Below are 26,437 nucleotides of genomic sequence, written 5' to 3'. Positions count from 1 at the left end.
AAAACCCCTGTCGCGCGGACTTCGTTGCCGCGTCATTCACCAGTCGTGTGTGCCCTCACCTGTCGTTCAAATGAGGCAAATACATGACCCGGCGATCTGGCTCACCTGTTACATTGTGGCGGCCGGAATATCCAGCGTTTCTTTGACGCCGGATCGACTCACTCCGCCTAAATCCCACCCGCTTGTGTTGGTTTTATGGTGATTGTGCTAGCCTTCGCGCACATTACAGATTCACATGCCGAGAGGACCTCAATCTTGCGCCGTCTCTTCTTCAGCCTTTGTCTCCTGCCTTTTGCAACCGTCGCCCAGGCGGAACCCGTTCACGGGATTGCGATGCATGGTGAACCCGCGTTGTCGGCGGATTATACACATTTTCCCTATGTGAAGCCGGATGTGAAAAAGGGCGGCAAGGTCAATTACGGCGTGGTCGGGACGTTCGATGCGTTGAACCCCTTCGTCCTCAAGGGCATGCGCACGACGGCCCGTGGCGTCTGGGATCCGGAATTCGGAAACCTGCTCTACGAACCGCTGATGACGCGCTCCGCCGACGAGCCCTTCACGCTGTATGGCCTGCTGGCTGAAACCGTGGAATGGGATGCGGACCGGACCTATGTGCAGTTCAACCTCAATCCCAAGGCCCGGTGGCATGACGGCAAGCCAGTGACGCCGGAGGATGTGATCTTCACCTTCAAGCTGCTGCGCGACAAGGGCCGTCCGCCCTTCAACGGCCGCCTCAATGCCGTCGCCAAGATGGAGAAAGTCGGCGAGCATGGGGTGAAGTTCACCTTCAACGAGAAGGCGAATCGCGAGACGCCGCTGATCTTTGCATCCGCCACGCCGATCCTGCCGAAGCATGCGATCGATCCTGCCACCTTCGACCAGGGCGGGCTCGCCATTCCCGTTGGGTCCGGTCCCTACAAGATCAAGGAGTTACGGCCCGGCGAGAAGGTGACGTGGGCGCGCGACCCCGATTACTGGGGCAAGGACCTGCCGTCGAAGATCGGCTTCGACAATTACGACGAGATCACGGTCACCTACTTCCTGCAGGAAGCGACACTGTTCGAGGCCTTCAAGAAGGGCGAGATCGACATCTATCCGGACGGTGATTCCAATCACTGGCAGCGGGCCTATGATTTTCCGGCAGTGCAGAATGGCGACGTCGTGAAGGAAGCTTTCAAGCCGGGCCTGCCAGCGGGCATGCTGGGCTTCGTTTTCAACACCCGTCGCCCGATCTTCGGCGACGTGAAGGTGCGCGAGGCGATCAGCACGGCCTTCGACTTCGAATGGCTGAACAAGACGCTTTATGGCAATGCCTTCACGCGCACGCAGAGCTACTGGCAGAACTCGGCGCTCGGCGCCTACGGCAATGCGGCCGACGAGAAGGAACTCGCCCTGCTCGGCCCCGCGAAGGACAAGCTCTCGCCGGAGATCCTTGCCGGCACCTATGCGCAGTCTGCGACCGACGGCTCTGGCGGTGACCGCAAGGCGCTGGGCAAGGCCGTGAAGCTCTTCGGCGAGGCCGGCTACAAGATCCAGGGCGGGAAGATGGTCGATGCCTCCGGCAAACCGCTCGCCTTCGAGGTGATGACCCAGAACGAGGGCCAGGAAAAGATGGCGCTCGCCTTCCAGCGGACGCTGAAGCTGATCGGCATCGACATGGCGATCCGGACCGTGGACGATGCGCAGTACCAGGCGCGCTCCAACAGCTTCGACTACGACATGATCATCAAGTCCTACACCTCGTCGCTCTCGCCTGGCGCCGAGCAGGTCAATCGCTGGGGCTCGGAATCGAAGGACGCGCAGGGCAGCTTCAATTATGCCGGTGTTGCCGATCCGGATATCGATCGGGTGATGGAAGCGCTGCTGCAGGCCCGCGACCCGGCCGATTTTCAAGCGGCGGTGCGCGCCTATGACCGCCTTCTGGTGGCCGGTCACTATGTCGTGCCGCTCTACCATATCGGCGAACAGTGGGTCGCACGCTGGAAGCATATCGGCCGGCCGGACGCGAACCCGCTCTACGGTTACCAACGGCCGACCTGGTTCGACGCGCGGGTGCAATAAGAGCAGACCCTTTGACGCTGTGTTTTCGGGCCGGAGCTTGCCTCCGGCCCGTTTTGATTTAAGTGACGGATGACAGAACACGCCCTGCCGCAGGAAGGACACATCATGGACCGCATCACCATCGACCTCGTTTCAGACGTGGTCTGCCCCTGGTGCTATCTCGGAAAGGCGCGGCTCGAGCTTGCGATCGCACAGGTTCAGGACGAGGTGAGCGTCGACATCAACTGGCGCCCCTATCAGCTCAATCCGGATTATCCGCCCGAGGGCGTCGACCAGCAGGTCGAGCTCGCCAAGAAGCTCGGCGGCAAGGACAACATGGACCGGGCCCACTCTCACTTGAAGGAGCTCGGCGCGGAAGTCGGGATCAACTTCGATTTCGCGGCGATCAAGGTGGGGCCCAACACACTGGATGCGCACCGCTTGATCCACTGGGCCGGGCAGGAAAGCCGCGAGACGCAGGGGCGCGTCGTCGATCTCCTGTTCAAGGCGAATTTCGAACAGGGCCGCAATATCGGCGACCCGGCGGTGCTGCTCGACATCGCGACCGAAGCCGGCTTGTCGCGGCCGGTGATCGAATCGTTGCTCTCGGGCGATGCCGACGTCGCGCATGTGCTTTCGGAAGTGGATGCCGCCAAGCAGATGGGTGTGAATGGCGTGCCCTTCTTCATCTTCGACCAGCAATATGCAGTCAGCGGCGCCCAGCCGCCGGCGGAACTGGCAAACGCGCTGCGTGAAATCGCCAAGGCAAAGGCTGAGGCGATCCGTAATCTCAATTGACGGTTTTACCGAACACCCGTATCCCGGTGAGGTCACCTCCTCCCCGGGATCATCATCTTGTCCGCCGACACCACCTTCAAGGGCATTCTGCTCGCCTTCATCTGTTTTGCCGCCTATTCCTTCAGTGATGCTTCGGTGAAGCTGGTCGAGGGGCGTGTGCCCGCCTTCGAGGCGGGCTTTATCGGCAGCCTCTTCGGCTTCCTCGCCATCCCCTTCCTGATGAAGCGCGGCGATCGCTATACCGATCTGGTACGCAGCACCAACTGGCCTCTCTGGTGGCTGCGCTTCGTCTGCGCCACGGTGGGGACCGTCGGCAGTATCGTGGCCTTTACCCGGCTATCGATGGCGGAGGCCTTCTGCCTGATTTTCCTTCTGCCGAGCTTCGCCACGATCATGTCGGTGCTTTTTCTCAAGGAACAGGTGGGCATGAAGCGCTGGGCAGCCGTGATCATCGGCTTCCTCGGAGTTCTCGTCGTGTTGCGGCCCGGCTTCCGAGAGCTCGAGATCGGACATCTTGCAGCGCTGATCTCGGGTTTTGCCGGCGGCGTGTCGATCGTCATCTACCGCGCCATCGGACCGCAGGAGAAGAACATCTCGCTCTATGGCGCAGGCCTGCTCGGCAATGTCATCCTCTGCGGTGTGCTTTCCCTGCCGGACTTCCACGCTCCGAGTGCCTATGATCTCGGTCTGCTCGCAGCCTTCGGCATTCTCGGTGCGGTCGGCAACATCTTCATGATGCTCGCCTCCTTCTATGCGCCGGCCGCGATCGTCGGTCCGATCCAGTACAGCCAGATGCTCTGGGCCATCCTGCTCGGTTATCTCGTCTTCGGCGACAAGGTCGACTGGCCGATGGGGATCGGCATAGCGCTGATCGTCGGCTCGGGTCTTTTGACGCTGATCCGCGAGCGCAAGCGCGACACGCCGCTTCCGCCACCGGTGGCCGGCAAGACGGATGCGGCACTGGCGATCAAGCCGGAAGAGCCCGGCGTCTGACGCATAGAAGCAGCCTCTCAGCTTGCCTTCGCCAGTTCCGCCAGCTGCGTCATAACCACTGCCGCGCCTGCCAGCCGCTTTTCCGGCGTCGGCAGATCGCGGGTCAGGAACACCGAGTGATCCGGTCGGATCTTGGCCATGGTGCCCTGCTTGGCGATATAACCGACCAGCGCTGCCGGGTTCGGGAACTGCTTGCCGCGGAACTGGACGACGACGCCCTTGGGTCCGGCTTCCAGCTTCTCGACATTGGCCTTGCGGCAAAGCGCCTTGATATAGACGACCTTTAGGAGGTGCTGGACCTCGATCGGCAGCGGGCCGAAGCGGTCGATCAATTCCGCGCCGAAGCCGTCGATCTCTCTGAGATCGTCCAATTCGCCCAGGCGGCGATAGAGGGCCATGCGCAGATGCAGGTCCGGTACGTAATTTTCCGGGATCATGACCGAGGTGCCGACCTGGATCTGCGGCGACCAGCCGGTGTCGATCACTTCGTCCACGCCTTTCACTTCCGCAACGGCCTCTTCCAGCATCTGCTGGTAGAGTTCGAAGCCGACCTCCTTGATATGGCCGGACTGTTCCTCGCCGAGCAGATTGCCGGCGCCGCGGATGTCGAGGTCGTGGCTGGCAAGCTGGAAGCCGGCGCCGAGCGTATCGAGCGACTGCAGGACCTTGAGGCGACGTTCGGCGCCCGCCGTCAGCACCTTGTTGACGGGCAGCGTCAGGAGCGCGAAGGCGCGGACCTTGGAGCGACCGACGCGGCCACGGATCTGGTAGAGCTGCGCCAGACCGAACATGTCGGCCCGGTGAACGATCAACGTGTTGGCCGTGGGTACATCGAGGCCGGATTCGACGATGGTGGTGGAGAGCAGCACGTCGTAGCGGCCCTCGTAGAAGGCGTTCATGATGTCTTCGAGCTCACCGGCCGCCATCTGACCATGGGCGACGGCGACCTTCAGTTCCGGCACGTTCTCGTCGAGGAAGGCCTTGATGTCGGCGAGATCGGCGAGACGCGGACAGACATAGAAACTCTGGCCGCCGCGATAATGCTCGCGCATCAGGGTTTCGCGAATGACCAGCGGATCGAAGGGCGAGATGAAGGTGCGCACCGCCATGCGGTCGACCGGCGGCGTGGTGATCAGCGAGAGTTCGCGCACGCCGGTCATGGCGAGCTGCAGGGTACGCGGGATCGGCGTGGCCGAGAGCGTCAGAACGTGAACGTCGGACTTCAGCTCCTTCAGGCGTTCCTTGTGCTTGACGCCGAAATGCTGCTCTTCGTCGATGATGAGAAGGCCGAGATTGGCGAAGGTGATGCCGGAGCCGAGCAGGACATGGGTGCCGACGACGATATCGGTCTTGCCTTCGGCGACCTCTTTCTTGACGAGGTTCAGCTCCTTGGTGCCGACGAGGCGTGAGGCCTGCTGGACGCGGATGGGGAGCCCCCGGAAGCGTTCAGAGAAGGTCTTGAAGTGCTGGCGGGCGAGCAACGTGGTCGGCACGACGACGGCGACCTGGATGCCGTTCATCGCCGCGATGAAGGCGGCGCGCAGTGCCACTTCCGTCTTGCCGAAGCCAACGTCGCCGCAGACGAGGCGGTCCATGGGACGCCCCTGCCCCAGGTCGGAGCGGACAGCCTCGATGGCGTTTTCCTGGTCTTCCGTCTCGTCATAGGGGAAACGGGCGGCAAACTCGTCGTAGAGGCCTTCCTGCGTCGTCAGCACAGGGGCGGAACGGGTCATGCGCTCGGCGGCAATGCGGATCAGGGCTCCGGCCATATCGAGCAGGCGCTTTTTGAGCTTGGCCTTGCGCATCTGCCAGGCGCCGCCGCCCAGCTTGTCGAGCTGGACCTCGGTCGCCTCACCGCCATAGCGGGAGAGCAGATCGATGTTCTCGACCGGCAGGAAGAGTTTTGCCTCGTCGGCATATTGCAGCTCGAGGCAGGCATGCGGCGCGCCGGCGGCCTCGATCGTGCGCAGGCCGATGAAGCGGCCGATGCCGTGTTCCGCATGGACCACGATCGAGCCCTCGTCCAGGCCGGCAACTTCGGAGATGAAATCGGCGGCGCGCTTGCGGCGCTTGGAGCGGCGGACCATGCGGTCGCCCAGGATGTCCTGCTCGCCGACGATGATGAGGTTGCCGGCTTCGAAACCGCCTTCGAGGCTGAGGACCGCTGTGCCCGCCTCGCCCTTCTTCAGCTTGTCGACATCCTTGAGGGCTGCGACGGGAACAAGCTTTTCCAGCCCGTGTTCGTTCAGCACCTGCAGCAGGCGGTCCAGCGAGCCTTCGGACCAGCCGGAGACGACGACCTTGGCACCGGCTGCGCGCTTGTCGGCGATATAGGTGACGGCCTGGCCGAAGACGTTGGTGCGGTTGCCTTCTTCCGTTGCCTCATTCGCCGTCTTGGCCCAGCGCGGCGTCGGGCGCGCATCGACTTCGATGACAAGACGGCTTTCGCCGCCATGTTCGGCAAAGGGGGTGATGCGGATCGGGTCGAAGGCGTCGAGGGCTCGGCCGAATTCGCCGGCGCCGAGATAGAGCCGCTCCGGCGGGACCGGCTTGTAGGGCGTGCCCTGGGCAAGATGGCCCTTGCCGGGTGTCGCCGAATTGAGGCGAGCCTCGTAATAGTCGCGGATCAGCTTGGCGCGCTCTTCGGCTGCCTCACGCACGGTATGGTCGGTGACCATACGGAAGCCGCGCAGATAGTCGAAGGTGGTCTCCAGCTTGTCGTAGAACAGCGGCAGCCAATGCTCCATGCCGGCATAGCGACGGCCTTCCGAGACGGCGGCGTAGAGCGCATCGTCGCGGGTCGCAGCGCCAAAGAGCGACAGATAGTTCTTGCGGAAGCGGCTGATGTTTTCCGGTGTCAGCGTCACCTCGCTCATCGGATTGAGGTCGAGCGAGCGGACCTGGCCGATGGTGCGCTGGCTCGCCGGATCGAAGGAGCGGATGCTTTCCAGCGTATCGCCGAAGAAGTCGAGACGGACGGGCTCTTCCGAACCCGGCACGAAAACATCAAGGATGCCGCCTCGCACGGCGAATTCGCCGACCTCGCGCACCGTTGCGACGCGGTCGAAGCCGTTGCGCTCCAGGCGTGCGGCAATGTCGTCCATGCGGACTTGGTTGCCGGGTTTTGCAGAAAAGCCGAGGCTGTCGATCACGTCAGCCGGCGCCACCTTCTGCAACATCGCGTTGACGGTGACCAGGACGATCGCCGGGTGGGGCTTCAGGTAGAGCGAGATGAGGCCCGAAAGTGCTGCCAGGCGTCGTGCAGAGACGTCGGCCGAGGGTGAGACGCGGTCGTAAGGCAGACAGTCCCAGGCCGGGAGCGTGAGCACCGGGATATCGGGCGCGGCAAAGCTCAGCGTCTGTTCGATGTTCTGCAGGCGCTGCCCGTCCGAGACGACATAGGCGACCGGTTTACCCTCGCGCGCCAACTCGGCGAGGATGAAGGCATCCATGCCGTCAGGCACATGGGAGAGCGTCAGCGCGGATTGTGCGCCGACAATCCGCTTCACATCGATCAGGGACATCATCAATTACTTTGCAGCGTTTTCTTCGCCCGTGACCGGCGAGAAATCCGGCCGGAGAGCGGCAATGCGTTCGAAGAGCGGGGTCTGAAGATGGGCAGGAACGGGTTCGGCGCCGGTGATGTATTTGACGAGGTCGTTGTCTTCCTCGGCCATGATGCGCTCGAGTTCGTCGAGATCCGCGTCCGATAGCTCGGCGATGTGAGCCTCGCAGAACTGGCCGAGCATCAAATCCATCTCGCGGATACCACGATGCCAGCAGCGGAACAGGATGCGCCGGCGGCGCGGATCGAGGTCGGCACTGCTTCTCACCAGTCCTGTCATGTCGGGATCCTCTTCAATCTTGCGCCTCTATAGAGCAGCGACCGGCAAATGTCAGCTTGCCAAAGGGGCAATTTGCAATGCATTTTGCGGCCATCATGCGTCCCCAGCTTCTCGATCCCCTGTTCGCCTCCGTGGCCTCGCTCAGCGGAGTGGGCCCCAAGCTCGCCCAGCTTCTCGCCACGCTGCTCGGGCGCGAGGATGCCGAGGATGCGCGGGTCGTCGACCTGCTCTTCCTGGCACCCCACAGGCTGATCGACCGGCGGCACCAGCCGGGCATCGCCTATGCCCAGCAAGGTTCGCTGGTGACGATCACCGGCCGCGTCGACCGCCATCTGCCGCCGCCCAAGGGCAAGAGCAACCTGCCCTATCGCGTGATGCTGCATGACGAGACGGGGGAACTGGCGCTCACCTTCTTCCGGGTCAAGGGCAACTGGCTGGAAAAGGCGCTGCCGATCGACGAGACCGTGATGGTCTCCGGCAAGGTTGACTGGTTCAACGGCCGCGCCTCGATGGTGCATCCAGACCTGATGGTGAAGGCGAGCGAGGCGGAGAACCTGCCGCTGGTCGAGCCGGTCTATCCGATGACGGCGGGGCTCGGACCCAAGGTGCTGCGCAAGGCGGTGGAGGCTGCCGTCGAGCGCATGCCGGACTTGCCGGAATGGGCGGATGCGCCGCTTGTGACGAAACAGGGTTTTGCGAGTGTGCGCGAGAGCCTGCAAGCGCTCCACAATCCGCGCGACGAGAAGGATATCGATCCGCAGGCACCGGCCCGGCGCAGGCTCGCCTATGACGAGTTTCTGGCCGGTCAGGTCTCGCTGGCGCTTGTGCGGCAAAAGCTCAGGCGGGTGCCGGGCGTGCCCATCAAGCCGACGGGCGAGATCAGCGGGAAGATCCGCGCCATCCTGCCCTTCACGCCGACCAACAGCCAGCTGGCGGCGATCGACGATATCCTGAAGGACATGGCCTCCGATCAACGCATGCTGCGACTGGTCCAGGGCGATGTCGGCGCCGGCAAGACGCTGGTGGCGCTGTTTGCGATGGCCGCTGCCGTCGAGGCGGGCGGACAGGCGGTGCTGATGGCACCGACGGAAATCCTGGCGCGGCAGCATCATGCCACGCTCGCCAAGCTCGGCGCTCCGGCGGGCCTCAAGATCGAGGTGCTGACCGGCCGCACCAAAGGCAAGGAGCGCGAGGCGATCCTTGAACGCATTGCCTCTGGCGAAGCACAGATCGTCGTCGGCACGCATGCGCTCTTCCAGGATGCCGTCAACTACAGGAACCTGACACTTGCCGTGGTCGACGAGCAGCATCGCTTTGGCGTGCATCAGCGCCTCCGGCTGACTTCCAAGGGCATCTCGCCGCATATGCTGGTCATGACGGCAACGCCGATCCCGCGCACGCTGGTGCTGGCGGCCTTCGGCGACATGGACGTCTCCAAGCTCACCGAGAAGCCGGCGGGCCGCAAGCCGATCCAGACGGTGACGGTGCCGACGGAACGCGTGCCCGATGTCATCGAGCGGCTGAGGGCTGCGATTGCAGAAGGCAAGAAGGCCTACTGGATCTGCCCGCTCGTCGAGGAGACGGAAGAAAGCGAGTTGATGTCGGCCGAGGAGCGGCAGTCGGTGCTGGCGCAGTTCATCAAGGCGCCGATCGGGCTGGTGCATGGGCGGATGAGCGGGCCGGAGAAGGATGCCGCCATGCTTGCCTTCAAGAATGGCGAGACGCGGCTGCTGGTGGCGACAACCGTGGTCGAGGTCGGCGTTGACGTACCGGATGCGACGATCATGGTGATCGAACATGCCGAGCGCTTCGGGCTTGCCCAGCTGCACCAGCTGCGCGGTCGGGTCGGGCGCGGCGACGAGGCGTCCAGCTGCATCCTGCTCTACAAGGGGCCGCTCGGCGAAACGGGAAAGGCGCGGCTATCGATCCTGCGCGATTCGGAGGATGGCTTCCTGATTGCGGAGGAGGATCTGAAGCTCAGAGGCGAAGGCGAGCTGCTCGGCACGCGGCAGTCGGGCACGCCGGGCTTCAAGATCGCCAGCCTGGAGCATCACGGCGACCTGCTGGAGATCGCCCGCAAGGATGCGGCCTATCTGCTGGAGCGGGACCCGGAGCTGACGTCAGAGCGTGGCGAGGCGGTGAGGACGCTTCTCTATCTCCATCGCCGCGACGAGGCCATCCGCTTCCTGCATGCGGGGTGACGCCCGATCGGCTCAGGAGCGGCCCGCGCGCTTGGGCGGCTCGGCAGCCTCTTCATCCGGGAGGTTCCCGAAGGCGGCCATGGCGTCTGCTGCTGTCGGCTTATACTCCGGGGTCACCAGGCCGGCGGAGATCAAGAGCTTCACACCCTCCTCCGGCGTCATGTCGAGCAGCATCAGCTTGCTGCGCGGCACGAACATCAGGAAGCCTGCGGTCGGCACGGGCGTCGGCGCCAGGAAGACGGCGACCATTTCCTCGCCACTCTCGTTGAGCTTTGCGGCAATCTCGCCCTTGGCATCGGTGGAAACGAAGACCAGCGCCCAAGTGCCGGCGCGCGGAAATTCGATCAGGCCGACTTTCTTGAACGAATTGCCCTGCTCCTTCAGCACCGTCTCGAAGATCTGCTTGGTGCTCTTGTAGACGGTGCGCACCAGCGGCATCCGGTTCAGGATGTTTTCGCTGTAGGAGACGATTGAGCGACCAATCAGATTGCGCCCGAGGAAGCCGACCAGCGTGATGAACACGACAGCGATCAGCAGGCCGGTGCCGGGGACGGCAAACTTCAGATAGGCTTCCGGATTGTAGCGGTCCGGCAGATAGGGCTTCACCCAGCTGTCTGCCCAATGGATGAAGGTCCAGGTCAGGTAGATGGTAATCGCCATGGGCGCGCAGATGATCAGGCCGGTCAGGAAGTTGTTCCTGAGCCGGGTCGCCAGCGAAATTCTGTCTGAACCTTCGGTCATGCCCACCGTCATTGTGCAGCGCCGTAACGCAGCGGACAATGCCGGAGGGTGACAGATGGCGCAAGAGCTAGAATTGGGGCGGCGGGATCCACCCGCCGATCCTCACTCGACCGTGACGGACTTCGCGAGGTTCCGCGGCTGATCGACATCAGTGCCCATGAAGACGGCCGTGTGATAGGCGAGCAGCTGGATCGGGATCGAATAGATCATCGGCGAGACGATCTCGGCGACGACCGGCAGCACGATGGTCGCCATGGTCTCGAGCTTCGAGGCGGCGGCACCCTTCTCGTCGGTGATGAAGATGATTCGTCCGCCGCGGGCCGCGACTTCCTGCATGTTCGACACGGTCTTTTCGAAGAAGCGGTCGAAGGGCGCAATGACGATCACGGGCATGTTTTCGTCGATCAGGGCGATCGGGCCATGCTTCAGCTCGCCGGCGGCGTAACCTTCTGCATGAATATAGGAAATTTCCTTGAGCTTCAGGGCGCCTTCGAGCGCCAGCGGATAGCTGGTGCCACGGCCGAGATAGAGCACGTCCTTGAACTTGGAGAGATCGCGCGACAGGGCCTCGATCTGCGGCTGCACCGCGTTCAGCACCTGACTCATGATGCGCGGCATTTCAGCCAGGCTCTTCACGAGCTGCTTTTCTTCCGCTTCCGAGATGGTGCCGCGAGCACGCCCGGCGGCGAGCGCCAGGGAGGCGAGGACTGCGAGCTGGCAGGTGAAGGCCTTGGTCGAGGCGACTCCGATTTCCGGACCGGCGAGAATCGGGAAGACCGCATCCGATTCGCGGGCGATGGTCGATTCCTTGACGTTGACGACGGCGCCGATCTTCAGACCATTGTCGCGGCAGTAGCGCAGCGAGGCGAGCGTGTCGGCAGTCTCGCCTGATTGCGAGATGAAGAGGGCTGCCTGATCCTTCGACAGCGGCATTTCGCGGTAGCGGAATTCCGAGGCGACATCGATCTCCACCGGCAGGCGGGCATAGCGCTCGAACCAGTACTTGCCGACGAGGCCGGCGAGATAGGCCGTGCCGCAGGCGGAGATGGCAAGACCGCGGAGGTTGGCGAAATCGATCTCCGCCGCCATGTCGCGCACGGTGTGTTCGGCGAAGTCGACATAATGCGACAGTGCGTGGGAGATCACCTCCGGCTGCTCGTAGATCTCCTTCTCCATGAAGTGACGGTGGTTGCCCTTGTCGATCATGTATGCGGAAGCCGAGGAAATCTGCACCGGACGATCGACCGGGTTGCCGTCGAGGTCGAAGATATGCGCGCCCTGCTTGCCGATGACCGCCCAGTCGCCGTCATGCAGATAGGCGATGCGGTTGGTGAAGGGCGAGAGCGCGATGGCATCCGACCCTAGGAACATCTCGCCATCGCCGAAGCCGATCGCAAGCGGCGGGCCGGAGCGGGCGGCCATGATCGTCGAGGGATCATCGTTGAAAATGACGGCGAGCGCATAGGCGCCGGTCACATGGCGCAACATCTCGTGCATGGCTTCCCGGCGGCCAAGGCCCTGGCGGCGATACTTGGCCAAGAGCTGGGCAACGACTTCGGTGTCCGTCTGCGTAGTGAAGACGGCGCCTTCGGCCGCGAGCTCTTCCTTGATCTCGGCGAAGTTCTCGATGATGCCATTGTGGACGACCGCCACGCCATCGACGAAATGTGGATGGGCGTTGGTTTCGTTTGGCACGCCATGGGTTGCCCAGCGGGTGTGCGCAATGCCGATAGTGCCGGGCAGCGGTTCGCCGGCGAGCTTGGTCTCGAGATTGAAGAGCTTGCCTTCGGCGCGGCGGCGATCGAGCTTGCCATCGTTGATGGTGGCGACTCCGGCAGAATCATAGCCACGGTATTCCAGCCGTTTCAAGGCGTCGACTAGACGCTCCGCCACGGGCTTGTTACCGACGATGCCGACGATGCCGCACATGCACTTCTCCGTATCTTGTTCATCTCACGCGCACTGTTCCTAGCGGTTCCACGCCAAGAGGCAATCATGCGCCAGGTCAAATTGCGTTTCGTCTCGTAATGCAACGCAGCATAACAAGCGGTGAAGTTCGGTTTTGCGCGGTTACTTGCCGGCCTTCTTGGCCGCCTTGATCGCGAGGTTCCGCTCGCGGATGACGGCGGCGCGTCCCGGCTTCATCTCCTGGCGGGCGCGACCGAAGGCGAGCGCATCGGCGGGAACGTCTTCGGTGATGACGCTGCCGGAGGCGATCAAGGCGCCGTCTCCGATCGAGACCGGGGCAACGAGAGACGAGTTGGAACCGATGAAGGCCCCTGCCCCGATCTTCGTCTCGTGCTTGTTCACGCCGTCATAATTGCAGGTGATGGTGCCGGCGCCGATGTTCGTCTCCGCGCCAACGACAGCATCGCCGATATAGGTCAGGTGGTTGACCTTCGCGCCCTTGCCGATCTCGGCCTTCTTCACTTCGCAGAAATTGCCGACCTTGGAGCCTTCGGCGAGGTTGGCACCGGGACGCAGTCGGGCAAAGGGTCCGACAGTCGCACCGGCGGCGACATGGGCGCCTTCGAGATGCGAGAAGGCATGGATGACCGCGCCGCCCTCGACCGTGACGCCGGGACCGAAGACGACGTTGGGCTCGATCAGCGCGTCCTGACCAATGACCGTGTCATGGCTGAGGAAGACCGTCTCCGGCGCGATCATGGTCACACCCGACACCATCAGTTCGTGGCGGCGGCGCTCCTGCCAGAGGCGTTCGATGACGGCAAGTTCGGCGCGGTTGTTGCAGCCGGTCAGCTCGCTCTCGGGTGCATCGACCGCGACCGCCTTGCCGCCGAGTGATCTGGCGATCTCGACGAGGTCGGTCAGGTAATATTCGCCCTTGGCGTTCTTGTTTCCGATCCGCGAGAGAAGGTCGAGCGCCTTCTTGCCGTCGATTGCCATCAGCCCACTGTTGCACCAGGTGACGGCGCGCTCGGCCTCGGTCGCATCCTTTTCCTCGCGGATGGCGATAAGTTCGCCATTCTCGACGAGCAGGCGCCCGTAGCCAGTCGGGTTCTGCGTGTGGAAACCGATGACAGCGACATCCGCGCCGCCGGCTAGCGCTTCGCGTGCGGCTTTGAGCGGAGCTGCGGTGATCAGCGGTACATCGCCATAGGCGACCAGGATTTCGTCATAGCCGCGGCTGATGGCGTCTTTCGCCATCAGGACCGCGTGGCCGGTGCCGAGGCGTTCGGTCTGCAGCACGCTTTCGACGGCAAGCCCGTCGATGCTGGCTGCCTTTTCCACCTTCTCGGCATCGCGGCCCAGGACCAACGAGACATCCGAGACGCCTGACGCCGCGATCGACGCCATCACGTGCGCGATCATGGGGCGACCGCCGACCGGATGCAGCACCTTGGACATCGAGGACTTCATCCGGGTGCTGTCGCCGGCAGCAAGGACGATGGCAAGGCAGGTGCGGGTCATGGTGGCTCCAAAGGATGACGATGGCGCTCCTGACTAATGCCAGCCGGCGCCAGCCGCAAGGGTGTCGCGCCGTCAGGTTCTCTTGTTGGAGCTGTCGACGGCCTTCAGGGCGGCTGCGCGCCCCTGTCCGATCGCCTTTTCCGTGGCGCGACGTGCGCCATCCGGGTCGCGATTCTCGATTGCCTCGACGATTGCGAGGTGCAGTTCGGTGATGGCTTCGCCGCGACCGGCCAGCTGCGGGTCGAACGCCATGGTGAAGGCGCCGTCGAGCGAGGCCTTGATGAAGCCGATCATGCTTTCAAGAAACGGATTGCCACCGACGATCGTGAGAAGCACGTGGAAGCGCAGGTCCGCCTCCACCTGGCTTGGCCAATCGAGATCGTTCGAACCGAGCAGGTTGGCATAGCCTCTCAACTGCTCGCAATCCTCTGCCGTCGCCCGCATGGCCGCAAAGGCTGCAGAAGCCGGCTCCAGGACCAGACGGACATCATAGAGATGGTCGATGAATTCCCGGGTGACGCCCGTGCGGAAATGCCAGCGCAGCACGTCTTCGTCGATCAGGTTCCAGTGACAGCGGTCGGTGACGCGCGTGCCGACACGCGACTTGGCGATCACCAGACCCTTGGCTGCCAGGGTCTTCATCGCTTCGCGCAGGACAGAGCGGGAGACGCCGTATTCGGCTTCAAGTTCGGTGTCGCCGGGCAAGGGCTCGCCGATCCCGAATCGGCCGCCGACAATCGAAAGGCCGAGTTGCTCGACCACCTTGGCATGGCTCGTTCGAAGATTGGAAACGACCTTCAGTTCCCCAACTTCTTCCCTGCGCATGCCGCCTCTCACTACCGACTGTACTGCTCGGTTAATTATACGAAAGGCTAAAATCGGTGAAGTCGTTATCTCTCGAACTTCGTATTTTTACACCACCTCAACAAGAAAGGGCGCGAAAACGCGCCCTTTCCCTTTTTCGATCGTCTGCCGATTACTGCGGCAGCTTGTCGTCTACGCCTTCGATGTAGAAGTTCATACCGAGGATGGTGCCGTCATCAGCCGACTCGCCTTCCTTCAGCCAGGCAGAGCCGTCCTGCTTGTTGATCGGGCCGGTGAAGGGCTTCAGTTCGCCGGACTTGATCTTCGCTTCGGTGTCCATGGCCATCGCCTTCACGTCGTCAGGCATGTTGGTGTAAGGCGCCATGGAGAGGATGCCGTCCTTCAGGCCGTCGAAGGTCTGGACCGAGGTCCAGGTGCCGTCGAGAACAGCCTGGGTGCGCTTGATGTAGTAGGGTGCCCAGGTGTCGACGATCGAGCTGAGCTGTGCCGTCGGGCCGGCCGCAATCATGTCGGAAGCCTGGCCGAAGGCCTTCATGCCACGCTCTTCAGCAACTTGCATCGGCGCGGTCGTGTCGGTGTGCTGGGTGAGCACGTCGACGCCCTGGTCGAAAAGAGCCTTGGCGGCATCAGCTTCCTTGCCTGGGTCGAACCAGGTGTTGACCCAGATGACCTTCAGTTTGAAGTCCGGGTTGACGGTGCGGGCGCCGTGCAGGAAGGCATTGATGCCGGCGACGACTTCCGGGATCGGGAAGGAGGCGATGTAGCCGGCGACGCCGGTCTTCGACATCTTGCCGGCGATCTGACCGTTGATGAAGCGGCCTTCATAGAAGCGCGAGTTGTAGGTGGCGACGTTGGCGGCGGTCTTGTAGCCGGTCGCGTGCTCGAACTTCACGTCCGGGAACTTTTCGGCGACCTTCAGGGTCGCATCCATGAAGCCGAAGGAGGTCGTGAAGACGATCGCGCAGCCGGAGCGGGCCATGCGCTCGATTGCGCGCTCGGCATCCGGGCCTTCCGGAACGTTTTCGAGGTAAGGCGTCTCGATCTTGTCACCGAAGTGTTCCTGCAGCTGCTGGCGGCCGATGTCGTGGGCCTGGGTCCAGCCACCATCGGTCTTGGAGCCGACATGGACGAAGCAGACCTTCGTCTTGTCCTGGGCGGCGGCGGGTGCCGCGACGCCGACGATAGCGGCTGCCGAGGCGGCAAGCGCGAGGAGGAAGTTCTTCATGGATTACCCCTGTCTGGTTAGGTTGAAGCTCTTGTTTTGATTATCTATCCGGCACAAACGGCTTGCCGAGGCATGCCGGCGTGTTGATCAGCGTCGTGCGGCGATTATGCGAGATGATGATCAGGACGACAATGGTCGCCGCATAGGGAAGCGCGGACAGAAATTGGGACGGCAGGCCAATGCCAAGCGCCTGGGCATGCAGCTGGCCGATGGTGACGGCGCCGAAGAGATAACCGCCTGCGAGCACCCGCCAGGGCCGCCAGGCGGCAAAGACGACGAGGGCGAGTGCGATCCAGCCGCGGCCAGCGGACATGTTTTCCACCCATTGCGGGGTATAGACGAGCGACAGCTGTGCACCGGCAAGGCCGGCACAGGCGCCACCGAACATCACGGCGAGATAGCGGGTGCGGATGACCAGAAGTCCGAGCGTGTGGGCCGAGCCGTGGCTGTCGCCGATCGCTCGGAGCTTCAGGCCCGAGCGGCTCTTGAAGAGATACCAGTTGACGCCGATGACCAGGGCAATCGACAGGTAGAAGAAGATGTCCTGGGCAAAGAGGATGGTACCGAGGACCGGAATGTCCGACAGGAGCGGGATAACGATCGGCTGCATCTTGACGCCCGGCACACCCACGACGCTCTCGCCGACCATGCCGGAGACGCCAAGGCCGAGGATGGTCAAAGCGAGGCCGGTTGCCACCTGATTTGCAACAAGCGTTAGTGTCAGGAAGCCGAATAGCAGCGAGAAGAGCGCGCCGGTCGCGATGCCAGCGAGAACGCCGAGATAGGGCGAACCGGTCATGTTGGTCGCGATGAAGGCACAAACCGCGCCGATGATCATCATACCTTCGACGCCGAGGTTCAGAACGCCCGACCGTTCGGCGACGAGTTCACCCATGGCGGCAATGACCAGCGGAGTGGATGCCGTGATGATGGTCAGAAGGATGGCTTCAAACATTGTCACGCACCCTTCGTCGCGGCATTACGGGCGCGGTCGAAAACCACACGCACCTTGTAGAGAATGAGCGTGTCGCAGGAGAGCACGAAGAAGAGCAGCAGGCCCTGGAAGACGCGCGTCACCTTGTCGGAGACGCCGATCGACAATTGCGCGCCCTCGCCGCCCAGATAGGTGAGCGCCAGCACGAAGCCGGAGGCGATGATGCCGAGTGGATTGAGGCGGCCCAGGAAGGCAACGATGATGGCGGTGAAGCCATAGCCCGGCGAGATCGTCGGCTGCAGGTGGCCGATGGAGCCGGATACTTCCGAAATACCGGCAAGGCCTGCGAGCGCACCGGAAAACATCATTGAGAACCAGACCATCTTGCGAGACGAGAAGCCGGCAAAGCGCCCTGCCCGCTCGGACTGGCCGAGAACGACGACCTGGAAGCCCTTCAGCGTGTAGCGCATCATGAACCAGACCGCGACAGCTGCGATCAAGGCGAAGACGATGCCCAAATGGGCGCGGCCCGATGACAGGATTTCCGGAAGCACGGCTTCTGACACGAAGGAGCGCGACTGCGGGAAGTTATAGCCGGCAGGGTCCTTCCAAATGCCGCGCGTCAACCAGTCGAGAAGCAGCTGCGCGATGTAGACCAGCATCAGGCTGGTGAGGATCTCGTTGGTGTTGAAACGCGTCTTCAACAGGGCTGGGATTGCGGCATAGGCCGCACCACCGACCGCGCCCATGACCAGCATCAGTGGAAGAAGCAGCGGTGAAGTCCATTCGTAAAAGGTGATCGGCAAGATCGAGCCGACAATGGCGCCGACGATGAACTGGCCCTCGGCACCGATGTTCCAATTGTTCGAGCGATAACAGACCGAGAGACCCACGCCGATCAGGATCAGGGGTGCAGCCTTGACCGCCAATTCATGCAGCGACCAGACTTCGAGCAGGGGTTCGATGAAGAAGCTGTAAAGCGCCGATACCGAGTCCTTGCCGAGCAGCGCGAACATGATGCCGCCGAAGAAGACGGTCAGCGCCAGGGCGAGCAGAGGCGAGACGATGGCAAACAGGCTCGACTGACGGGAACGGCGTTCGAGTTCAATGCGCATGGGCTGCCTCCGGGGCAGTCTGAAGACCGTGAACGCCGCCCATCAGGATGCCGATGCGTTCGCGGGTCATGGTCGAGGCGGGATAGGCGTCGGACAGCTTGCCTTCCGAGATGGCGGCAATCGAGGTGGCAACCTCGAAGATCTCGTCGAGGTCCTGGCTGATGACGACGACCGCCGAGCCGGCCTTGGCGAGATCGACGAGGGCCTGGCGGATACGGCTCGCAGCACCGGCATCGACGCCCCAGGTCGGCTGGTTGACGACGAGCACCGAGGGCTGGCGGTCAAGTTCTCGACCGACGATGAATTTCTGCAGATTGCCACCCGAGAGCGAGCCGGCAGCCGGGTCGTCACCGCTCTTGCGCACGTCCATCATCTCGGAGATGCGGCGGGCGGCCTGTTGCACCAGGCCATGGCGGATGAGCCCGATCTTGCCGCCCGAGAGGTAGGCGCTGCGATCGGAAGCGTTGCGCGAGAGGAAGAGGTTTTCGGAAAGGCTCATGGCGGGGATCGCGGCATGGCCGTGACGCTCCTCCGGCACGAAGCCAGCGCCGAGCAGACGGCGCTCGTTGATCCCCAGGCGACCTACAGGTTTGCCACGCAGTTGGATGGCCTCCGGGTTCTGAACCGGGTATTCGCCGGAAAGGGCATCGAAGAGTTCGCTCTGACCGTTGCCGGCAACACCGGCAATCGCGAGGATCTCGCCCGCCTTGACCGTCATCGAGACATTCTTGAGCGGCATGGCGAGAGGTGTGCGCGGGCTGACCGACAGATTGCTGACCTGGAGCTGGACCGCGCCGTCCGATGGTGGTTCTGCCTTTTCGACGCCCGCCACATCCGCACCGACCATCATGCGGGCGAGCGACGCCGGTGTCTCCTGACGCGGATCGCAGGCGCCCGTGACCTTGCCATGGCGCAGCACGGTCGCGCGGTCACAGATGCGCTGCACTTCTTCCAGGCGGTGGCTGATATAGAGGACCGAGCGTCCCTCGGCCTTCAGCTTGAACAGGGTCTCGAACAGCTTGTCGGCTTCCTGCGGCGTCAGGACCGAGGTCGGTTCGTCGAGGATGATCAGCTTCGGATTCTGGAGAAGCGCGCGGACGATTTCGATCCGCTGGCGTTCACCCACCGAGAGATCGGCCACATGCGCATTCGGATCGAGCGGCAGACCATAGGCAACGGAAAGCTCGGCCGCCTTCTTCGAGAGTTCGGAGATCGAGATCTTCTCGTCCAGCGACAATGCGATGTTTTCTGCGACCGTCAGCGCCTCGAAAAGGGAAAAATGCTGGAAAACCATGCCGATGCCGAGGCGGCGTGCGGCAGCCGGATTGGGGATGACGCGTTCCTCACCTTCCCAACCTATGGTGCCGGCAGAGGGTGCCAGGATGCCGAACAACATCTTGACGAGGGTCGACTTGCCTGCGCCGTTTTCGCCGAGCAGCGCGTGGATCTCGCCGTGGCCAATGTCGAGATCGATGCCATCGCAGGCCTTGAAACTGCCGAACAGCTTCGTCAGGCCGCGCACGGTCAAAAGCGGCTTTTCGCCCTCGGGCGGTCGTTGCGGCACAGGTCCCCCTTGCACTCTCATGCGCGTCGGCCGGGTCTTGCGCCCGGTCCATCGCTCAATTCATAACCGGTTTGCGGCAGCGCACAATATATAGGCAAAAGTTTTTTTTGGTTTTGCCCAGCCATCACCCGTCGGATCAGCCTCGCCGTCCAAGGCTCGGGAAAAACTGCAACACGCCGCCGATCACGTACAGATAGATGCCGGTCAGGATCATGCCCCAAACGACCCAGGCAGGCGACTGGAAATGCAGGAGGAGCGCATATCCGCCGAAGGCACACCAGAGCAGGAAGACGGCCATGTTCAGATTGCGGAGCCGTTTCACCCGCACGGGATGCAGGAAGAAGATCGGCAGGAAGGTCAGGACGACAGAGACGAGAACCGCGATCAGCGCCGTGATGGCGCTCGCATCGATGACGAAGAGCGTGAAGATCAGCATGTTCCAGACGACGGGGAAACCGGAGAAGAAGTATTCATCCGTCTTCATGCCCATGTCGGCATAATAGATGGCGCTCGAGACGACGATCAGTCCGGCGGCAACGAAGGACCAGGGCTCGCCGATCATGCCACTCTGATAGAGCGCGAAAGCTGGCAAAAGCACATAGGTGACATAGTCGATGATGTTGTCGAGCGTATCGCCGGACCAGTTGGGCAGGACTTCCTTGACGCGGACCTTGCGGGCGATCGGGCCATCGATGCCGTCAACCAGGAGGGCGAGCCCCAGCCACCAGAACATGTCGACGAAGCGGCGCTCAGCCGCGGCGACGACTCCAAGGAATGCCAGGAAGGATCCGGAAGCGGTCAGGATATGGACCGAGAAGGCACGGATTTCCGCATAGGGCACCCGCTTGTAATTGAAGATCTTCATCCCTGCTCCAGTCGGCGGCATTTCGAAGGAAACGGTATCGGACGAAACGACGCGGTTTGCAACACAAGTGGCCGTCTTTGCCCGGATTTCGCCTGCGCTCTTTCCAGTGGCTGCGCCATTTGGGCCCATGGATTTTGTGAGGATGGGGTTCTAGATATCATCGTGAAATCGCCAATCGGGAAGCTGACAATGAGCCACGAATTCGACATTGCCGTGATCGGTGCAGGACCGGCCGGGCAGATCGCCGCGATCGCGATGGCCCGTGGCGGCCGGCGGGTGGCGCTTGTCGGTCCAGAACCCGATGGCTCGGATCGCCGCACGACGGCACTGATGGATCAGTCGCTTGCGATGATGAAGCGGCTGGGCCTGTGGCAGGATCTGAAGGCGCAGGCGGCACCGCTTGCCGTCATGCAGATCATCGACAGCACGAAGCGGCTCCTGCGGGCACCGACCGTGGCCTTCCGCAGCGCCGAGATCTCGCTTGATGCCTTTGGCTACAACATTCCCAACGCCGCTCTTGTCTCCGCCTTGGCCGCAGCCGTTGCTGCCGAGCCCCTGATCACCCGAAAGGCGGTCGCTGCGGAAACCATCCATATCGGTACGGATGCCGTCACCATTGGGTTCGACGGCGGCGAGGTCCTGACGGCAGCGTTTGCGATCGGTGCCGACGGTCGGCGGTCGAAGACACGGGACAGTGCGGGCGTCGGCGTCAAGACCTGGTCCTACCCCCAAACCGCCGTCGTGATGAACTTCGCGCACACCCTGCCGCACCAGAACATCTCGACGGAGTTCCATACCGAATCAGGCCCTTTCACCCAGGTTCCCCTGCCCGGCCTGCGGTCCAGCCTGGTCTGGGTGGTTACACCGAAGGAAGCGGACCGCCTCACTTCGCTCTCGACCGAGCAACTGTCCGGAGAGGTCGAAGCACGTATGCAGTCTATGCTCGGCAAGGTGACGGTCGAAGACGGCGTACAAGCCTGGCCGCTCTCGGGCATGACGGCACGTCAATATGGCAAAGGTCGCTCCGCCTTCATCGGCGAAGCCGGCCACGCCTTCCCGCCGATCGGCGCGCAGGGGCTTAATCTCAGCCTGCGGGATATCGCGGCGCTGGAGGATATCCTGATCAATCGCGGCTCGACGCCCATTTCCGCGGACAGTGGCGATCGCTTCGACCGGAAGCGGCGTCTGGACATTGCAAGCCGCACGGCAAGTGTGGACCTGCTCAACCGCTCGCTTCTCTCGGGCCTGTTACCGGTTCAGATGCTTCGCGCGGCCGGCCTGCAGGTGCTCGCCAGCGTTCCACCCTTGCGCAACCTCGTGATGCAAGAGGGTGTCGCGCCGGGTCGCGGTCTGAAAAACCTGCCGTCGCTGTTACGGGAAAAGGTCCGCCGGTAAGACACCCTGGGTGATCGCAAAAAGCAGCGCCGAGACCGAAAACACTGAAATGACCGTCGTGATCAGTATCGTGGCCGAGGCCCGTTCCTGCCAGACGCCGTATTGCTGGCCGATGACAAAGACGTTGGTCGCCGTCGGCAGTGAGGCGAGCAGGATCGCGGTGTAGACCCAGAGCGGATCAAAATTGCCGACGAGGCTCAGCACGACATAGACCAGGATCGGATGCAGAACGAGCTTGATCGGCACGATGTAGCCGATCTCAGCCGGGATGCGCTTCAAGGGGCGCAGAGCGAGCGTCACGCCCATGGCAAAAAGCGCGCAAGGCGCGGCAGCCTGCGCGAGGTAATCGATCAGGCGCTGCAGGGCGAGCGGCGGCTCAAAGGCGAGGGCTGCGGCGAGAAAGCCGACGAGTGTGGCGATGATGAAGGGATGCGTCAGGATCTTGCGCGCCACATCGAGCGCGAGCTGCGCTGGGGGCCTCTTGTCGCCGCCGGCAAACGCCATCAGGGCGGGTGCTGCGATGAAATGGGCAGCGTTTTCGAAGCAGAAGACGAGTGCGACCGGAACGGCCGCCTTTTCACCGAAGGCCAGCAGCGCAAGGCCAGGGCCCATGTAGCCGATATTGCCATAGGCGCCGGCCAGCGCCTGGACGGTCGACTCGGCGATGTTGTTACCGCGAACATAGCGGCCGATGACAAAGACCAGCGCGAAGATCGTGTAGGTTGCCGCGAGGCAGGCGGCGATGAAATCGATGCGCGTCAGCTGCTCGATCGGCGTGCGCGAAACGAGCTTGAAGAAGAGTGCCGGCAGCGAGACGTAGATGACAAAGAAGTTGAGCCAGCCGAGCGCCTGCGCGGAATGGTCACCGAGACGGCCCGAGATATAGCCGATCAGGATCAGGCCGAAGAACGGCAATACCAGCGCAACGATATCCGCCACGTCTTGTCTCCTCCTGGACGCGTAAATGCGTCCTGACCGGGCTTAGCCGATTTGGGAGAGGATTGGAAAGGTCTGCTGGAACCAGATCGCCATGTCGGAGACATAACCGAAGATGAAAGCAAGGCCTGTCAGCACGAGGAGGCCACCCATGGCCTTTTCCACCAGGCCAAGATGGCGGCGGAAGCGGGTAAGGAAGCGCATGAAGGCGCCGGAGAAGCCCGCGGCGATCCAGAAGGGCACGGCAAGACCGAGCGAATAGATGGCGAGCAGAAGTGCGCCATCCCCCACCGTCTCTTTCGATGCCGCCACGCCGAGGATGGCGCCCAGAACTGGGCCGATGCAAGGCGTCCAGCCGAAAGCGAAGGCAAGTCCCATGACATAGGCGCCGGATAGGGTTGCGGGCTTTCCGCCGCCTGCGAATCGGTATTCGGACGAGAGAAAGCCGAGGCGGAAGAGGCCAAGGAAATTCAGGCCCATGATGATGATGATCACGCCACCGATCTTGGACAGAAGATCCATGTGCTGGCGCAGCAGGCCGCCGATGGTCGACGCACCGGCGCCGAGTGAGACGAAGACGGTGGCAAAGCCGAGGGTAAAGACCAGCGAGGTCAAGAGCACCGTGCGCCGGGCCGCTGCGTTTTCAGCCTGTTCACCCTCGCGGAACTGGTCGACGGAAATCCCGGCCATGTAACAGAGATAGGGCGGCACCAGCGGCAGGACGCAAGGCGACAGAAACGACAGGGCTCCGGCCAGAAGCGCGCTGAAGAAGGAAATATCGGCAATCGACACGGTGAACTCCGGAACCCGAACGGGCCCTACGTAATCCCCCGACACCCTGCTTGCCAATCACCATTGCGTAGGCTGCGACAACTGGGCTGCATTTTGCTGACGAAACTGCATTTTTGCGGTTGACCGGCCGGGGTCACCTGCATATGTTCCGCGCACTTCTTGAGGCGGCGCAAAAACCGCACGGGAGAGCGTAGCTCAGCCGGTAGAGCAACTGACTTTTAATCAGTAGGTCCAGGGTTCGAATCCCTGCGCTCTCACCACTTCTTAGATTTCCACCAGATCATTCAGATTGTAGGGATTCACTTAGGTGATCTCCAACATCCTTGTTCTATTCTGAGCCATATCTTGGCTAGGGGTAGCTCATGCGCGTGATGGTCATTCTCATGATCGCAACAGTGTTCAGCATTCTGGCGATCAAATATTCCGACAATTCGCTCGGTACGCGGCGGCTGACGGCCTCGCCGGCTGAAGTGGCAACCGGTTGAGCGGTAACACCGCCCGATTTGTTGCTGAACGGCAACAGGAACCTGCCAAGATGCCTTGCGGCGCAGTGCCAGCGGCGACCGCGGAACCGCTTCTGCCACAATCTCGTTGATGGTCGTCAAGCAGGAGCAAATGCAATGCGATACATCTTCATCCTGCTGGTCGCCTCGGTGCTCAGCATTCTCGCTTTCAAATATTCCAACAACTCGTTGGGTGGCGGAGAACTCATGGCCTCGCCCATGGATGTGACGGAAGCGCAGTGAGCGCTCGTATCCGTTCGTTCCGCTGAGCGAGCCTCAGGCCATTAATTCGTCGAGCCATTGCGAAGACAGACGCTGCTCCAGTTCGGCCGCGAGATCATCGAGCGCCTCATCCACCATCGCGCGGTAGCTGCGCCCTCCCCCTTCGATCCCGAAATCAGCCAGCAGTCGCTGGCGATAGAGGTCGCTCGAAAACAGCCCGTGAAGATAGGTGCCGATCACCTTGCCGTCGGCCGAGCCGGCGCCGTCCTCGCGGCCATCGATGGAGATGGGCGCGCGCAGCGTATCGGGACCTTCGGTGACGCCGAGATGGATCTCATAGCCTGACAACGGAACGTCGTGTTCCAGCGAATGGGCGTAGCTGTTCCTCACCGTCTTTTCCGCAGCCATCACCGTCTCGACATCAAGCAGGCCAAGACCGTCCACCGTACGTGGCTGTCCTTCCAGTCCGAGCGGATCGGCGACGCTGCGACCCAGCATCTGGTAGCCGCCGCAAATGCCGATCACGCGCCCGCCGCGGCGGACATGCATGGCAAGATCGCGGTCCCAGCCATGGGAGCGGAATTCCTCCAGATCGGCGATGGTGGATTTCGATCCCGGCAGGACCACAAGACCGGCGTCGGCAGGCAGCCGCTCACCGCTGCGGACATAGACCAGATCGACTTCCGGCTCGGCGGCCAGCGGGTCGAGGTCATCGAAATTGGCGATGCGGGACAGGACCGGAACGGCGACCTTGAGCGCGCCGCCATTGCCTTTGACCAGCCGTTCCAGAACGACCGAGTCCTCTGCCGGCAGTCGTACTGCGGCCTTCAGCCAGGGAACGACGCCGAAACAGGGCCAGCCGGTAAAGGCTCCGATCGCGGAAATGCCTTCGTCAAACAGGCTGACGTCGCCGCGGAACTTGTTGATGATGTAGCCCGATATCTGCGCCCGGTCCTCGTCCGGCAGGATCGTGTGCGTGCCGACGAGCGAGGCGATGACCCCTCCCCGGTCGATGTCGCCGACGAGAACCACCGGCACCTTCGCCCGGGTGGCAAAGCCCATATTGGCGATGTCCCCGGCGCGCAGATTGATTTCAGCCGGCGAGCCCGCGCCTTCGACGATCACGAGGTCTGCGCCTTCACTCACCCTTGCAAAGCTCTCGAGGACCGCGCCGAGCAGCTGCGGCTTCAAGCGTTGATAGTCGCGGCCCTTGGCCTGACCGAAGACCTTGCCCTGCACGATGATCTGGCTGCCGGTTTCGCTTTGAGGCTTCAGCAGCACCGGGTTCATGTGCACGGATGAGGGCGTGCGGGCGGCGAGCGCCTGCAGCCACTGGGCGCGGCCGATCTCCCCGCCATCATCGGAAACGGCGGCATTGTTCGACATGTTCTGCGGCTTGAACGGCGCAACCTTCAGCCCGCGATTGGAGGCCAGTCGGCAAAGCCCCGCGACCAATATCGTTTTTCCGACATCCGACCCTGTCCCCTGCAACATGATCGTTCTTGCCATCGCATTCTGTCCTGTTTCCGCCCTGCCGGAGATCGCCGGTTTTTCATGCTTTTGCCGCGATTTTGCCTTGGACATTACCGCGAATGCGACACTGCGGCAGCCTGTCGCAGATGTTTTAGTCTGACTTTGTCATTTGCGACGCGCCATGACGGTTTGCGCTCTGGCGCGGCGTTCGTGAAGTGATTATCTGCCGCTCGAAATCAGCGCCCGAAGAGGCGTGACACCTTAGGAAACACCCATGCTCTACATCCTGCAGAACCGCAATAGTCTCGCCATCGCCTGGAATGGTCGTGCGCCGCAGCACCGCACCGTCGCCCGCTGGGAAGCGCGTGTGCCGTTCTCGTTCAAGAAGCGCTGATCCGGGGACTTCCCGCCGCGACCACGGCAGCCTTCGACACGCTGTTTCGTGTGCCAAAAATACAAACGCCCCGGTACGCGATACTCGATCCGGGGCGCAACCGACAGTAACGCGCCGGCCCCTCCATCTATCGCTCTAGATGTT

The 26,437-nt window shown here is 62.5% G+C and carries 21 protein-coding genes and 1 tRNA gene; 8 read left to right on the top strand and 14 right to left on the bottom strand.

From position 1 onward, the window contains the following. Positions 1-255 precede the first annotated feature (255 nt). From M1E12_RS07910 to M1E12_RS07900, 3 genes are all read left to right on the top strand, one after another. Positions 256-2,061, top strand: coding sequence for an extracellular solute-binding protein (locus M1E12_RS07910; protein WP_479564291.1), 1,806 nt, complete (start codon positions 256-258; stop codon positions 2,059-2,061). A 105-nt stretch (positions 2,062-2,166) separates the two neighbouring features. Further along, a complete protein-coding gene (locus M1E12_RS07905; RefSeq protein ID WP_479564290.1) occupies positions 2,167-2,838 on the top strand; it encodes a DsbA family oxidoreductase in 672 nt (223 codons plus the stop codon). A 57-nt stretch (positions 2,839-2,895) separates the two neighbouring features. Continuing rightward, positions 2,896-3,831 (top strand): DMT family transporter, encoded by a 936-nt coding sequence (locus tag M1E12_RS07900; RefSeq protein ID WP_479564289.1) that lies wholly within the window; start codon positions 2,896-2,898, stop codon positions 3,829-3,831. 17 nt (positions 3,832-3,848) lie between these two features. On the opposite strand, the gene mfd is transcribed toward M1E12_RS07900, so the two are convergent. Together mfd and M1E12_RS07890 are read right to left on the bottom strand one after the other, a co-directional pair. Beyond that, complete coding sequence (gene mfd / locus M1E12_RS07895) at positions 3,849-7,355, bottom strand: transcription-repair coupling factor (RefSeq protein ID WP_479564855.1); 3,507 nt, start codon at positions 7,353-7,355, stop codon at positions 3,849-3,851. Between the two features lie 6 nt (positions 7,356-7,361). After that, entirely contained in the window at positions 7,362-7,676 is a 315-nt protein-coding gene (locus M1E12_RS07890) for an FAD assembly factor SdhE (protein ID WP_479564288.1), read from the bottom strand. 95 nt (positions 7,677-7,771) lie between these two features. On the opposite strand from M1E12_RS07890, the gene recG reads away from it, so the two are divergent. Next, positions 7,772-9,877 carry an ATP-dependent DNA helicase RecG gene (gene recG / locus M1E12_RS07885; protein WP_479564854.1) on the top strand — a complete coding sequence of 702 codons (2,106 nt, stop codon included), beginning with the start codon at positions 7,772-7,774 and terminating at the stop codon, positions 9,875-9,877. 12 nt (positions 9,878-9,889) lie between these two features. Here recG and M1E12_RS07880 read toward each other — a convergent pair whose 3' ends face one another. From M1E12_RS07880 to pcsA, 9 genes are all read right to left on the bottom strand, one after another. Next, positions 9,890-10,618 (bottom strand): DUF502 domain-containing protein, encoded by a 729-nt coding sequence (locus tag M1E12_RS07880; RefSeq protein WP_479564287.1) that lies wholly within the window; start codon positions 10,616-10,618, stop codon positions 9,890-9,892. 102 nt (positions 10,619-10,720) lie between these two features. Continuing rightward, entirely contained in the window at positions 10,721-12,547 is a 1,827-nt protein-coding gene (glmS, locus tag M1E12_RS07875) for a glutamine--fructose-6-phosphate transaminase (isomerizing) (RefSeq protein WP_479564286.1), read from the bottom strand. Positions 12,548-12,688: 141 nt separating this feature from the next. After that, complete coding sequence (gene glmU / locus M1E12_RS07870) at positions 12,689-14,050, bottom strand: bifunctional UDP-N-acetylglucosamine diphosphorylase/glucosamine-1-phosphate N-acetyltransferase GlmU (protein ID WP_479564285.1); 1,362 nt, start codon at positions 14,048-14,050, stop codon at positions 12,689-12,691. A gap of 72 nt (positions 14,051-14,122) precedes the next feature. Beyond that, complete coding sequence (locus tag M1E12_RS07865; RefSeq protein WP_310238975.1) at positions 14,123-14,875, bottom strand: FadR/GntR family transcriptional regulator; 753 nt, start codon at positions 14,873-14,875, stop codon at positions 14,123-14,125. Between the two features lie 151 nt (positions 14,876-15,026). Beyond that, positions 15,027-16,100: a BMP family ABC transporter substrate-binding protein gene (locus M1E12_RS07860; protein WP_479564284.1), complete on the bottom strand. Its 1,074-nt coding sequence runs from the start codon at positions 16,098-16,100 to the stop codon at positions 15,027-15,029. A gap of 40 nt (positions 16,101-16,140) precedes the next feature. Then, positions 16,141-17,061, bottom strand: a complete 921-nt coding sequence (locus tag M1E12_RS07855) for an ABC transporter permease (protein ID WP_479564283.1) — start codon at positions 17,059-17,061, stop codon at positions 16,141-16,143. Next, complete coding sequence (locus M1E12_RS07850; RefSeq protein ID WP_479564282.1) at positions 17,058-18,149, bottom strand: ABC transporter permease; 1,092 nt, start codon at positions 18,147-18,149, stop codon at positions 17,058-17,060. The genes M1E12_RS07855 and M1E12_RS07850 overlap by 4 nt, the downstream gene beginning before the upstream one ends. Then, positions 18,139-19,734 (bottom strand): ABC transporter ATP-binding protein, encoded by a 1,596-nt coding sequence (locus tag M1E12_RS07845; protein ID WP_479564281.1) that lies wholly within the window; start codon positions 19,732-19,734, stop codon positions 18,139-18,141. The genes M1E12_RS07850 and M1E12_RS07845 overlap by 11 nt, the downstream gene beginning before the upstream one ends. Positions 19,735-19,849: 115 nt before the next feature. Continuing rightward, positions 19,850-20,578 (bottom strand): phosphatidylcholine synthase, encoded by a 729-nt coding sequence (pcsA, locus tag M1E12_RS07840; RefSeq protein ID WP_479564280.1) that lies wholly within the window; start codon positions 20,576-20,578, stop codon positions 19,850-19,852. Between the two features lie 189 nt (positions 20,579-20,767). On the opposite strand from pcsA, the gene M1E12_RS07835 reads away from it, so the two are divergent. Then, positions 20,768-21,973: a UbiH/UbiF family hydroxylase gene (locus tag M1E12_RS07835; protein WP_479564279.1), complete on the top strand. Its 1,206-nt coding sequence runs from the start codon at positions 20,768-20,770 to the stop codon at positions 21,971-21,973. Here the strand turns inward: M1E12_RS07835 and M1E12_RS07830 are convergent. Together M1E12_RS07830 and M1E12_RS07825 are read right to left on the bottom strand one after the other, a co-directional pair. After that, positions 21,950-22,912: an AEC family transporter gene (locus M1E12_RS07830; protein WP_479564278.1), complete on the bottom strand. Its 963-nt coding sequence runs from the start codon at positions 22,910-22,912 to the stop codon at positions 21,950-21,952. The genes M1E12_RS07835 and M1E12_RS07830 overlap by 24 nt on opposite strands. 42 nt (positions 22,913-22,954) lie before the next feature. Then, positions 22,955-23,701: a cytochrome c biogenesis CcdA family protein gene (locus tag M1E12_RS07825; protein ID WP_310238962.1), complete on the bottom strand. Its 747-nt coding sequence runs from the start codon at positions 23,699-23,701 to the stop codon at positions 22,955-22,957. Between the two features lie 184 nt (positions 23,702-23,885). On the opposite strand from M1E12_RS07825, the gene M1E12_RS07820 reads away from it, so the two are divergent. The 3 genes from M1E12_RS07820 (at position 23,886) to M1E12_RS07810 (ending at position 24,447) form a co-directional block, all read left to right on the top strand. Further along, a tRNA-Lys gene (locus M1E12_RS07820) sits at positions 23,886-23,961 on the top strand. Between the two features lie 102 nt (positions 23,962-24,063). After that, positions 24,064-24,186 (top strand): hypothetical protein, encoded by a 123-nt coding sequence (locus M1E12_RS07815; RefSeq protein WP_479564277.1) that lies wholly within the window; start codon positions 24,064-24,066, stop codon positions 24,184-24,186. 135 nt (positions 24,187-24,321) lie between these two features. Then, positions 24,322-24,447 carry a hypothetical protein gene (locus M1E12_RS07810; protein ID WP_281281744.1) on the top strand — a complete coding sequence of 42 codons (126 nt, stop codon included), beginning with the start codon at positions 24,322-24,324 and terminating at the stop codon, positions 24,445-24,447. Between the two features lie 33 nt (positions 24,448-24,480). On the opposite strand, the gene M1E12_RS07805 is transcribed toward M1E12_RS07810, so the two are convergent. Then, a complete protein-coding gene (locus M1E12_RS07805; RefSeq protein ID WP_479564276.1) occupies positions 24,481-25,935 on the bottom strand; it encodes a cobyric acid synthase in 1,455 nt (484 codons plus the stop codon). Between the last annotated feature and the right edge of the window lie 502 nt (positions 25,936-26,437).

Source organism: Rhizobium sp. K33 (assembly GCF_056501445.1).
Note: the sequence above shows the minus strand (reverse complement) of the source record. Positions and strands in the feature narration are given on the sequence as shown.

Bases quoted from the DNA above. Each gene is read 5' to 3' on its own strand.
- M1E12_RS07905 (WP_479564290.1), top strand. From the start codon at position 2,167: ATGGACCGCATCACCATCGACCTCGTTTCAGACGTGGTCTGCCCCTGG.
- mfd (WP_479564855.1), bottom strand. From the start codon at position 7,355: ATGTCCCTGATCGATGTGAAGCGGATTGTCGGCGCACAATCCGCGCTG.
- M1E12_RS07890 (WP_479564288.1), bottom strand. From the start codon at position 7,676: ATGACAGGACTGGTGAGAAGCAGTGCCGACCTCGATCCGCGCCGCCGG.
- recG (WP_479564854.1), top strand. From the start codon at position 7,772: ATGCGTCCCCAGCTTCTCGATCCCCTGTTCGCCTCCGTGGCCTCGCTC.
- M1E12_RS07880 (WP_479564287.1), bottom strand. From the start codon at position 10,618: ATGACCGAAGGTTCAGACAGAATTTCGCTGGCGACCCGGCTCAGGAAC.
- glmS (WP_479564286.1), bottom strand. From the start codon at position 12,547: ATGTGCGGCATCGTCGGCATCGTCGGTAACAAGCCCGTGGCGGAGCGT.
- glmU (WP_479564285.1), bottom strand. From the start codon at position 14,050: ATGACCCGCACCTGCCTTGCCATCGTCCTTGCTGCCGGCGACAGCACC.
- M1E12_RS07865 (WP_310238975.1), bottom strand. From the start codon at position 14,875: ATGCGCAGGGAAGAAGTTGGGGAACTGAAGGTCGTTTCCAATCTTCGA.
- M1E12_RS07860 (WP_479564284.1), bottom strand. From the start codon at position 16,100: ATGAAGAACTTCCTCCTCGCGCTTGCCGCCTCGGCAGCCGCTATCGTC.
- M1E12_RS07850 (WP_479564282.1), bottom strand. From the start codon at position 18,149: ATGCGCATTGAACTCGAACGCCGTTCCCGTCAGTCGAGCCTGTTTGCC.
- M1E12_RS07845 (WP_479564281.1), bottom strand. From the start codon at position 19,734: ATGAGAGTGCAAGGGGGACCTGTGCCGCAACGACCGCCCGAGGGCGAA.
- pcsA (WP_479564280.1), bottom strand. From the start codon at position 20,578: ATGAAGATCTTCAATTACAAGCGGGTGCCCTATGCGGAAATCCGTGCC.
- M1E12_RS07835 (WP_479564279.1), top strand. From the start codon at position 20,768: ATGAGCCACGAATTCGACATTGCCGTGATCGGTGCAGGACCGGCCGGG.
- M1E12_RS07815 (WP_479564277.1), top strand. From the start codon at position 24,064: ATGCGCGTGATGGTCATTCTCATGATCGCAACAGTGTTCAGCATTCTG.
- M1E12_RS07810 (WP_281281744.1), top strand. From the start codon at position 24,322: ATGCGATACATCTTCATCCTGCTGGTCGCCTCGGTGCTCAGCATTCTC.
- M1E12_RS07805 (WP_479564276.1), bottom strand. From the start codon at position 25,935: ATGGCAAGAACGATCATGTTGCAGGGGACAGGGTCGGATGTCGGAAAA.